Origin of the sequence: Streptomyces sp. NBC_01551 (genome assembly GCF_026339935.1) — a bacterium.
Taxonomy (GTDB): domain Bacteria; phylum Actinomycetota; class Actinomycetes; order Streptomycetales; family Streptomycetaceae; genus Streptomyces.
This window is the reverse complement of record NZ_JAPEPX010000009.1, coordinates 17,273-28,715: the sequence shown is the minus strand read 5'-3', so window position 1 is coordinate 28,715 and position 11,443 is coordinate 17,273. Positions and strand designations below refer to the sequence as shown.

Sequence of the window (11,443 nt, the reverse complement as noted above, 5' to 3'; positions counted from 1 at the left end):
CGCCGCCGTGTGGGGCCTGGTGCGCTCCGCGCAGGCCGAGCACCCCGGCCGGTTCGTCCTGGTCGACCTCGACGGCGAGGCCCCTCCTACGGGGCCCTGCCCGCCGCGCTCGCCACCGACGAGACCCAGCTCGCCCTGCGCGGGGGGACCGTACGGGCGCCCCGGCTGGCCCGCGCGGCCCTCACCCCGCCCGCGCCCGCGGCCGCAGCCGAGGGCGAGGGCGAGGGCGAGGGCGAGGGCGCCACCCGCGCCGTCGACCCCGAGGGCACCGTCCTGATCACCGGGGCCACCGGCACCCTGGGCGGCCTGTTCGCCCGGCACCTCGTCGCCGAGCACGGCGTACGTCACCTGCTGCTCACCAGCCGGCGGGGCGCGGCGGCGGACGGCGCCACCGAACTCGCCGATCAGCTGGTCGCGTCGGGTGCCCGGGTCACCTGGGCGGCCTGCGACGCGGCCGACCGGGACGCGCTGGCCGCCCTGCTGGCCTCCGTACCGGCCGGACACCCGCTGACGGCCGTCGTGCACACCGCCGGTGTGCTCGACGACGGCACCGTCACCTCGCTCACGCACGAGCGGGTCGCGAAGGTGCTGCGGCCCAAGGCCGACGCGGCATGGAACCTGCACGAGCTGACCCGGCACCTCGACCTGGCGGCGTTCGTCCTGTTCTCCTCGGCGGCCGGCGTGTTCGGCAACGCCGGACAGGCCAACTACGCGGCCGGCAACACCTTCCTCGACGCGCTCGCCCAGCACCGCCGGGCCCAGGGCCTGGCGGGCCTCTCGCTCGCGTGGGGCCTGTGGGACGACGAGGCCGGCATGGCCGCCACCCTCGACGACCAGGACCGGCGCCGCCTCGGCCGCGGCAGCATGAACGCGCTGTCGGAGGCCGACGGGCTGGCCCTCTTCGACGCTGCCCTGCGGGCGTCGACGGCCGCGGTCGCCGAGGCCGGGGAGCCGGGGAGCGCGAGCCTGCTCGTGCCCGCCCGGATCGACCTCGCCGCCCTCCAGGCCCAGGTGGGCGACACCGTCGCCCCGCTGCTGCGCGGCCTGCTCCGTACACCCGTACGACGCAGGACGAGCGGCGGCGCCTCCGCGGACGCCCCGGGGACGCTGGCCGATCGGCTGGCCCAACTCCCGCCCGCCGAACGGGACCGGGTGCTGCTCGACACGGTCTGCACCCACGTCGCCCAGGTACTGGGCCACAACGGCGCGGCCGCCATCGAACCGGGCAGCGCGTTCAAGGAGCTGGGCTTCGACTCGCTGACCGCCGTCGAGCTGCGCAACCGGCTCGGCGCTGCCACCGGACTCCGGCTCCCGGCCACGCTCATCTTCGACTACCCGACCCCCGAACAGCTCAGTGGATACCTGCGCTCCGCCCTGCCCCTCGGCGCCGGCGGACCCACCGTCTTCGGTGAACTCGACCGGCTGGAAAGCGCGTTGGGCGCGGTGGACGCGACGGACGCGGACAGCGTCACCCGCTCGCGGATCACGATGCGCCTCCAGGCCCTCATGGCCAAGTGGAACGCCGGCCAGGACACCGGACGGCGCACCGGCACCGACGAGGACACCGACGACGACCTCGACGCGGTGACCGACGACGAGCTCTTCGACCTGCTCGACGACGAACTCGGCGCCTGAGCACGCCGGGCGGGGCACCCCGCCCCGCCCGGCACCCCGAACACCCCGAACACCCCGAACACCCCGAACACCCCGAACACCCCGAACACCCCGAACACCCCACGGACAGACCCGTACGACCGCCTCTCTGGCATGGAGCCCACGCACATGGTGAACGAGGACAAGCTTCGCGACTACCTCAAGCGGGCGACCGCCGATCTGCGCCAGGCCCGCAGGCGGTTGCGCGAGGTGGAGGAGCAGAACCAGGAACCCGTCGCGATCGTCGCGATGAGCTGCCGCTACCCGGGCGGCGTCCGCAGCCCCGAGGACCTGTGGCGGCTCGTCGCCGACGGTGACGACGCCGTCTCCGGGTTCCCCGTCGACCGGGGCTGGGACGTGGAGTCGCTCTACGACGCCGACCCCGACAGCGCCGGATCCAGCTACGTCAGCGAGGGCGGCTTCCTCTACGACGCCGCCCGCTTCGACCCCGCCCCCTTCGGCATCTCCCCGCGCGAGGCCCTGGCCATGGACCCGCACCAGCGGCTCCTGCTGGAGACCTCCTGGGAGGCGTTCGAGCGGGCCGGCATCGACCCGACGTCCCTGCGCGGCAGCCGGACGGCCGTCTTCGCCGGCGTCATGTACCACGACTACACCGCCCGCCTCGACTCCGTCCCCGAAGGCGTCGAGGGCTTCCTCGGCACCGGCAGCTCCGGCAGCATCGCCTCCGGCCGCGTCGCGTACACCTTCGGCCTCGAAGGCCCCGCCGTCACCGTCGACACGGCCTGCTCGTCCTCCCTGGTCACCCTGCACCTCGCGGTGCAGGCCCTGCGGGCGGGGGAGTGCACCATGGCCCTCGCCGGCGGGGTCACCGTGATGGCGACCCCGGCCACCTTCACCGAGTTCAGCCGCCAGCGCGGCCTGGCCGCCGACGGCCGCTGCAAGCCCTTCGCGGCCGCCGCCGACGGCACCGGCTGGGGCGAGGGCGTCGGCATGCTGCTCGTGGAGCGGCTGTCGGACGCGCAGCGCAACGGACACCCGGTGCTGGCCGTGATCCGCGGCTCCGCGATCAACCAGGACGGCGCGAGCAACGGCCTGACGGCCCCCAACGGGCCCTCGCAGCAGCGCGTCATCCACCAGGCGCTCACCAACGCCCGCCTCACCACCGCCGAGGTGGACGTCGTGGAGGCGCACGGCACGGGTACGACCCTGGGCGACCCGATTGAGGCGCAGGCCGTGCTCGCGACGTACGGGCAGGACCGGCCGGCGGACCGGCCGCTGCTGCTCGGCTCCATCAAATCCAACATCGGTCACACCCAGGCCGCGGCCGGTGTCGCGAGCATCATCAAGATGGTCGAGGCGATGCGGCACGGCGTCGTCCCCAAGACCCTCCACCTCGACGAGCCGACCCCGCACGTGGACTGGGAGGCGGGCGCCGTCTCCTTGATCGGCGAGAGCGTCCCCTGGCCGCGGACCGGTGCCCCGCGTCGTGCGGGTGTGTCGTCGTTCGGGTTCAGCGGGACGAACGCGCATGTGATCGTGGAGCAGGCGCCGGAGGCGGACGCGGATACGGCTGAGTCCGTTGAGCCGGATGTTCGTTCTGGGATGCCGGTGGTGCCGTGGGTGCTGTCGGGCAAGAGCGCGGGGGCGTTGCGGGCGCAGGCGGAGCGGCTGTCCGGCTGGCTGGCGGGTGTGCCGGGTGTGGATCCGCTGGATGTGGGCTGGTCGTTGGCGGCGACGCGTGCGGGGCTGGATCACCGGGCCGTCGTTCTCGGCGATCACGCTGCCGGTGTGGCTGCGGTTGCGTCGGGTTCGCTGGCCGCTGGTGTGGTGACCGGGTCCGTGGTCGGTGGCAAGACCGCCTTCGTGTTCCCGGGTCAGGGCTCGCAGTGGGTGGGCATGGCGGCGGGGCTGCTCGACGCCTCGCCCGAGTTCGCCGCGCGGGTGGATGAGTGTGCGAAGGCGCTGGAGCCCTTCACCGACTGGTCGTTGGTGGATGTGCTCCGGGGTGCCGATGGCGTGCCCTCGCTCGACCGGGTGGATGTCGTGCAGCCGGCTCTGTTCGCGGTGATGGTGTCGTTGGCTGAGGTGTGGCGTTCGGCGGGTGTGCGTCCGGGTGCGGTGATCGGGCATTCGCAGGGTGAGATCGCGGCCGCCTGCGTCGCCGGGATCTTGTCCCTGGAGGACGCGGCTCGTGTCGTGGCTTTGCGGAGTCAGGCGATCGGGCGGGTGCTGGCCGGCTTGGGCGGCATGGTGTCCGTGCCGCTGCCCGCTGCCGAGGTACGTGAGCGGATCGCGCCGTGGGGTGAGGAGCGGATTTCCGTCGCTGCCGTCAACGGCCCGTCTTCCGTGGTCGTCTCCGGCGAGGTCCAGGCCCTGGAGGAGCTCCTCGCCTCGTGTGAGGCGGACGGGGTTCGTGCCAAGCGGATCGCGGTGGACTACGCCTCGCATTCGGCGCAGGTGGAGCTGCTCCGTGAGGAGCTCGACACCCTTCTCGCCCCGATCGTTCCGCAGGCGGCGGAGGTTCCGTTCCTGTCCACGGTCACCGGCGAATGGGTCAGCGGCACCGAGCTGGATGCCGGTTACTGGTTCCGCAACCTGCGTCAGACAGTCGAGCTGGAGCAGGCGACCCGCACGCTCCTGGAGCAGGGCTTCGGTGTGTTCATCGAGTCGAGTCCGCACCCGGTGCTGACCGTCGGCATGCAGGAGACCGTCGAGGACGCGGGCCGCGAGGCTGCGATCCTGGGCTCCCTGCGCCGCAACGAGGGCGGTCTGGAGCGTTTCTGGCTCTCCTTGGGTGAGGCCTACGTCCGCGGCGTGACGGTCGACTGGGACGCGGTCTTCGCCGGCACCGGCGCCCAGCGCGTCGACCTGCCCACCTACGCCTTCCAGCAGGAGCACTTCTGGCTCGAAAGCGGTACCGCCCCGGACGCCGGCCCCGCCGTGTCCCCGGCCGACACCGCCGACGCCCACTTCTGGGAGGCCGTCGAGCGCCAGGACGTGGCCGCCCTCACCGCCGAGCTGGCCATCGACGGGGACGAGACGCTCACCGCTCTCCTGCCCGCGCTGTCCTCCTGGCGGCGCCGTCGGCAGGAGCGCTCCACGGTCGACGGCTGGCGCTACCGGATCACCTGGAAGCCGGCTCCCGAGCCCGCCGCCACCCGTCTCACCGGCACTTGGCTCGTCGCGGTCCCGGAGGCCGGTGAGGGAGCCGACGCCGTCGTGCGCGCGCTCGCCGAACACGGGGCCGATGTACGGCAGATCGCGGTCCCCCGTACCCACGACGCCCGTGCCGAGCTGGTCGAGCGGATCCGTGAGGCACTCGCCGACGGCCCCGCCGTGGCGGGCGTGCTGTCCCTCCTGACCCCCGCCGGGGCCGAAGCGGAGCCGATCGGCTCCGCCGCGCCCGCCGGGGTGATCGCCACCCTCGCGCTCGTCCAGGCCCTCGGTGACGCCGACGTTGCCGCTCCGCTCTGGTGCGTCACCCGTGGCGCGGTGTCCGTGGGCCGTTCCGAGCAGCAGGCCGATCCCGCGCAGGCCCCGATCTGGGGACTCGGCCGCGTCACGGCCCTGGAACACGGCGAGCGTTGGGGCGGTCTGATCGACCTGCCCGCGCAGACCGACGCCCGGACGCTCGGACGACTCGTCGGCGTGCTTGCCGGGGACGCCGCCGAGGACCAGGTGGCCGTGCGGTCCTCGGGGCTCTTCGTGCGACGTCTCGTGCGGGCCCGGCTGGCCGAAACCCCGCCGGTGCGCGAGTGGCGTCCGGCCGGGACGACGCTGGTCACCGGTGGTACGGGCGCCCTGGGTGCGCACGTGGCCCGCTGGCTGGCGGAGAACGGCGCCGAGCACCTGATCCTGACCAGCCGCCGCGGGGCCGAGGCGCCCGGCGCGGACGGGCTGCGCGAGGAACTGACGGCCCTGGGCGCCGAGGTCACGCTCGCCGCCTGCGACGTCAGCGACCGCGACGCCCTCGCCGCCCTCCTGGCCTCCGTCCCCGCCGACCGGCCGCTGACCGCCGTCGTACACACCGCCGCCGTCCTCGACGACGGAGTGATCGAGGCGCTCACGCCCGAGCAGGTCGAGCGCGTCCTGCGGGTCAAGGTGGACGCCACGCTGCACCTGCACGAGCTGACCCGCGACCTCGACCTGTCCGCGTTCGTCCTCTTCTCCTCCTTCGCCGCCACCTTCGGCGCCCCCGGCCAGGGCAACTACGCGCCGGGCAACGCGTTCCTCGACGCCTTCGCCGAGTACCGGCGCGCCGCCGGGCTGCCCGCCACCTCCCTCGCCTGGGGCCCCTGGGGCGACGGAGGCATGGCCGAAGGCGCCGTCGGCGACCGGATGCGCCGCCACGGCGTCATCGAGATGGCTCCCGAGCGGGCCGTCAGCGCACTCCAGCACGCGCTGGACCGTGACGAGACCACGCTGACCGTTGCCGACATGGAGTGGAAGCGCTTCGTCCTGGCCTTCACCTCCGGCCGCGCCCGGCCGCTGCTGCACGACCTGCCCGAGGCGCGGCAGGCCATGGAGCACGCCCGTACCGACGCGGCCGAGGACACCGGCAGCGCCGCCGTCCTCACCCGGCAGCTCGCCGGGCAGCCCGAGGCCGAGCAGGAACGGCTGCTGCTGGAGCTGGTCCGTACCGCCGTCGCCGCCGTCCTCGGCTACGCCGGGCCCGACGCCGTCGAGGCCGGCCGGGCGTTCAAGGAGCTGGGCTTCGACTCCCTCACCTCCGTTGAGCTGCGCAACCGCCTGAACGCCGCCGCCGGCCTCAAGCTGCCGCCCACCCTCGTCTTCGACTACCCGACGCCCACCGTCCTCGCCCGCCACCTGCGGGCAGAGCTCGCCGGGCAGGGCGCGGTCGGCGCCACGCTCGTACCGACTGCCTCCGCCTCCGCGTCCGACGCCGAGCCGATCGCCGTCGTCGCGATGAGCTGCCGCTTCCCCGGCGGCGTCCGCAGCCCCGAGGAACTGTGGCAGCTGCTCGCCTCCGGCGGCGACGCCCTCTCGCAGTTCCCGGCCGACCGGGGCTGGGACGTCGAGGCGCTGTACGACCCCGACCCCAACGCGCAGGGCACCTCCTACACCCGCGAGGGCGGCTTCCTCTCCGACGCGGCCGCCTTCGACCCGGCGTTCTTCGGGATCTCCCCGCGCGAGGCCCTGGCCATGGACCCGCAGCAGCGGCTGCTGCTGGAGACCTCGTGGGAGGTCTTCGAGCGGGCCGGCATCGACCCGGACACCCTCCGCGGCAGCCAGTCCGGCGTGTTCGTCGGGACCAACGGCTCCGACTACTCCCACCTCGTACGGGGTGCGGCCGACGGCCTCGAAGGACACCTGGCCACCGGCAGCGCGGGCAGCGTCGTCTCCGGCCGGCTCTCGTACACCTTCGGCCTGGAGGGCCCGGCGGTCACCGTCGACACGGCCTGCTCGGCATCGCTCGTGGCCCTGCACCTCGCGGTGCAGGCGCTGCGGAGCGGCGAGTGCTCCATGGCCCTGGCCGGCGGTGTGACGGTCATGTCCACGCCTGGCACCTTCATCGAGTTCAGCCGCCAGCGAGGCCTGTCCACCGACGGCCGCTGCAAGGCGTTCTCCGCCGACGCGGACGGCTTCAGCCCGGCCGAGGGCGTCGGCATGCTGCTCGTGGAGCGGCTGTCGGACGCGCGGCGCCACGGGCACCCCGTGCTGGCCGTGGTCCGGGGTACGGCCATCAACCAGGACGGCGCGAGCAACGGCCTGACGGCTCCGAACGGCCCCTCCCAGCAGCGCGTCATCCGCCAGGCCCTGGCCAACGCCCGCCTGACGACGGCCGAGGTGGACGTCGTGGAGGCGCACGGCACGGGTACGACCCTGGGCGACCCGATCGAGGCGCAGGCCCTGCTGGCCACGTACGGGCAGGACCGGCCGGCCGATCAGCCGCTGCTGCTCGGCTCGATCAAGTCCAACATCGGTCACGCGCAGGCCGCCGCCGGCGTGGCCGGTGTGATGAAGATGGTGCTGGCCATGCAGCACGGCATGCTGCCGCAGAGCATCCACATCGCCCAGCCCACCCCGCACGTGGACTGGAGCGCGGGCGAGGTGGCCCTGCTGACCGAACAGCGGGCCTGGCCCGAGACCGGGGGCCGCCCCTGGCGAGCGGGAGTGTCGTCGTTCGGGTTCAGCGGGACCAACGCCCATGCCATCATCGAGCAGGCCCCGGCGGAACAGGGGTCCGACGAACAGGCGACCCCTGCGTCGTCGACCCCCCACCCCCTACTGACCGCGACCACCCCGGACGACACCGGTTCCGACCGACGGACCCCGCTGCCCTGGCCGCTGACGGCCAAGACCGAGAAGGCGCTGCGCGGCCAGGCGGAGCGACTGCTGAACCACCTCGCCACCCGTCCTGACCTGCGACGCGTCGACGTCGGCCACTCCCTGGCCACGACCCGCACGGCACACGACCGGCGCGCGGTACTGATCGGCCGGGACCCCGAGGAACAGCTCGTGGGCCTGGCCGCCCTGGCCGCCGGAGGCACCGCACCCCTGCTCGTCCAGGGGTCGGTCATCGGGGGCAAGAGCGCGTTCGTGTTCCCCGGACAGGGGTCGCAATGGGTGGGCATGGCGGAGGCGCTGTTGGACGCTTCACCCGTGTTTGCTGCCCGGGTGGATGAGTGTGCGAAGGCGCTGGAGCCCTTCACCGACTGGTCGTTGGTGGATGTGCTCCGGGGTGCCGATGGCGTGCCCTCGCTCGACCGGGTGGATGTCGTGCAGCCGGCTCTGTTCGCGGTGATGGTGTCGTTGGCTGAGGTGTGGCGTTCGGCGGGTGTGCGTCCGGGTGCGGTGATCGGGCATTCGCAGGGTGAGATCGCGGCCGCCTGCGTCGCCGGGATCTTGTCCCTGGAGGACGCGGCTCGTGTCGTGGCTTTGCGGAGTCAGGCGATCGGGCGGGTGCTGGCCGGCTTGGGCGGCATGGTGTCCGTGCCGCTGCCCGCTGCCGAGGTACGTGAGCGGATCGCGCCGTGGGGTGAGGAGCGGATTTCCGTCGCCGCGGTCAACGGCCCGTCTTCCGTGGTCGTCTCCGGCGAGGTCCAGGCCCTGGAGGAGCTCCTCGCCTCGTGTGAGGCGGACGGGGTTCGTGCCAAGCGGATCGCGGTGGACTACGCCTCGCACTCCGCGCAGGTCGAACTGCTGCGGGACGAGCTGGCCGAACTCCTCGCCCCGATCGTTCCGCAGGCGGCGGAGGTTCCGTTCCTGTCCACGGTCACCGGTGAGTGGGTGCAGGGGCCGGAGCTGGATGCCGGTTACTGGTTCCGCAACCTGCGTCAGACAGTCGAGCTGGAGCAGGCGACCCGCACGCTCCTGGAGCAGGGCTTCGGTGTGTTCATCGAGTCGAGTCCGCACCCGGTGCTGACGGTCGGGATGCAGGAGACCGTCGAGGACGCGGGCCGCGAGGCCGCGATCCTGGGTTCCCTGCGCCGCAACGAGGGTGGTCTGGAGCGTTTCTGGCTCTCCTTGGGCGAGGCCTACGTCCGCGGCGTGACGGTCGACTGGGACGCGGTCTTCGCCGGCACCGGCGCCCGGCGCGTGGACCTGCCGACCTACGCTTTCCAGTCGCAGCGGTTCTGGCCGGAGGCCGCGGCGGTCGAAGCGGGTGAGCTGACGGGCGAGAGCGTGATCGACGCCCGGTTCTGGGACGCCGTCGAGCGCGAGGACCTCGCCGCGCTCACCGCCGAACTGCGGATCGAGGGCGACCAGCCCCTGACCGCCCTGCTCCCCGCGCTGTCCTCGTGGCGGCGGCAGAGCCGTGAGCAGTCCACCGTCGACGGCTGGCGCTACCGGGTCACTTGGAAGGCCCTGACCGAAGCCACCAGCGCCCGGCTCTCCGGCACCTGGCTGGTCGTCGTGCCCGAGGCGGTCTCCGGAGCGGCCGGTGACGCGGCCGCCGCTGTTCTCCGTACGCTCACCGACCGGGGCGCGGAGGTCCGTACCGTCACCGTGGCCGCCGACGCGGCCGGCCGGGACGCGCTGACCGCCGTCCTGAAGGCCGCCACGGAGGGGGCCCCCGCCCCCGCCGGGGTGCTCTCCCTCCTCGCCCTCGGCGACGACGGGGCCGCGCTGCGCGCCCACGCCGGGCTCCTCGGCACCGCCGTGCTCGTCCAGGCCCTCGGGGACGCCGACGTCGCCGCGCCCCTGTGGTGCGTCACCCGCGGCGCCGTGTCAGTCTCCCGCTCCGAGCGGCTCCAGGATCCGGCGCAGGCCCTGCTGTGGGGCTTCGGCCGCACCGCCGCGCTGGAGTTCCCCGACCGCTGGGGCGGTCTGCTCGACCTGCCCGCGCAGGCCGACGACCGCACGCTCGAACGGCTCGTGGGAGTCCTGGCCGGTGACGGCTCCGAGGACCAGGTGGCGCTCCGCGCCTCCGGGCTGTTCGGCCGGCGTCTGGTCCACGCCCCGCTCGCCGACGCGCCGACCGCGCCCGAGTGGCGTCCGGCCGGGACGACGCTGGTCACCGGTGGTACGGGCGCCCTGGGTGCGCACGTGGCCCGCTGGCTGGCGGAGAACGGCGCCGAGCACCTGATCCTGACCAGCCGTCGCGGGGCCGAGGCGCCCGGCGCGGACGGGCTGCGCGAGGAACTGGCCGCGCTGGGCGCCGAGGTCACGCTCGCCGCCTGTGACGTCAGCGACCGCGACGCCCTCGCCGCCCTCCTGGCCTCCGTCCCCGCCGACCGGCCGCTGACCGCCGTCGTACACACCGCCGGCGTCCTCGACGACGGCGTCATCGACGGGCTGACCCCCGAGCGGTTCGCGACCGTGCTCGCCCCCAAGGCGGACGCGGCGCTCACCCTCCACGAGCTGACCCGCGACCTCGGTCTGTCCGCGTTCGTGCTCTTCTCCGGAGTCGCCGGCACCCTCGGCGACGCCGGACAGGGCAACTACGCGGCCGCCAACTCCTACCTGGACGCCCTCGCCGAGCAGCGGCACGCCGACGGCCTGCCCGCCACCTCGGTGGCCTGGGGCCGGTGGGGTGACAGCGGACTGGCCGCGGGCGGCGCCATCGGAGAGCGGCTCGACCGCGGCGGCGTGCCCGCCATGGCGCCGCGCGCCGCGATCCGGGCGCTCCAGCAGGCCCTCGACCACGCCGAGCCGGCCGTCGCCGTCGCCGACATCCAGTGGGAGCGGTTCACGCCGGGCTACACCGCGGTGCGGCCCAGCCCGTTCCTCGCGGACCTGCCCGAGGTGCGGCGGCTCGCGCAGGCCGCGTCGGCCGCCGGTGAAGCGGGCGGCCCGGCCGGGGGGTTCCCCGGCCGAGGCGCTGCGCCGACGGCTGTCGGTGATGGCGCAGGCCGAACAGGCCCTGGCCGTACTGGAACTGGTCCGCTCCCACGCGGCGACCGCGCTCGGGCACCCCACCACCGACGAGGTCGGCGCGGGCCGCGCGTTCAAGGAGCTCGGCTTCGACTCCCTGATCGCGCTGGAGCTCCGCAACCGCCTGAACGCGGCCACCGGGCTGAAGCTCCCGGCGACGCTGGTCTTCGACCACCCGACCCCCGCGGTCCTGGCCGAGTTCCTGCGCGCCGAGATCGTCCAGGACGGCAGCACCGCGGCCGCCCCCGGCATCGCGGAACTCGAAAAGCTCGAATCGGCGCTGTCCGTCCTCGATCCGGACGGGGAGACGCGGGCCGACATCGCCTCGCGCCTGCAGGCCCTCCTCGCGAAATGGGGTGAACCGCAAGCCCCTTCGAGCGGCGGGGCCGTGGCCGAGAAGCTCCAGGAAGCCACGACCGACGAGCTCTTCGACTTCATCGAGAACGAGCTCGGTATCTAGCAGCACAGCGGACAGCAGGCAGTAGCAGCG

1 protein-coding gene and 1 pseudogene are annotated in these 11,443 nt (G+C 74.0%); both read left to right on the top strand.

The annotated features are described in order from the left end of the window. The coding region (locus OG982_RS30810; RefSeq protein ID WP_323139308.1) for a beta-ketoacyl reductase at positions 1 to 1,635 on the top strand (1,635 nt) is incomplete at its 5' end. A gap of 147 nt (positions 1,636 to 1,782) precedes the next feature. Beyond that, a pseudogene (locus OG982_RS30805) lies at positions 1,783 to 11,413 on the top strand (type I polyketide synthase). The last annotated feature ends 30 nt before the right edge of the window (positions 11,414 to 11,443 follow it).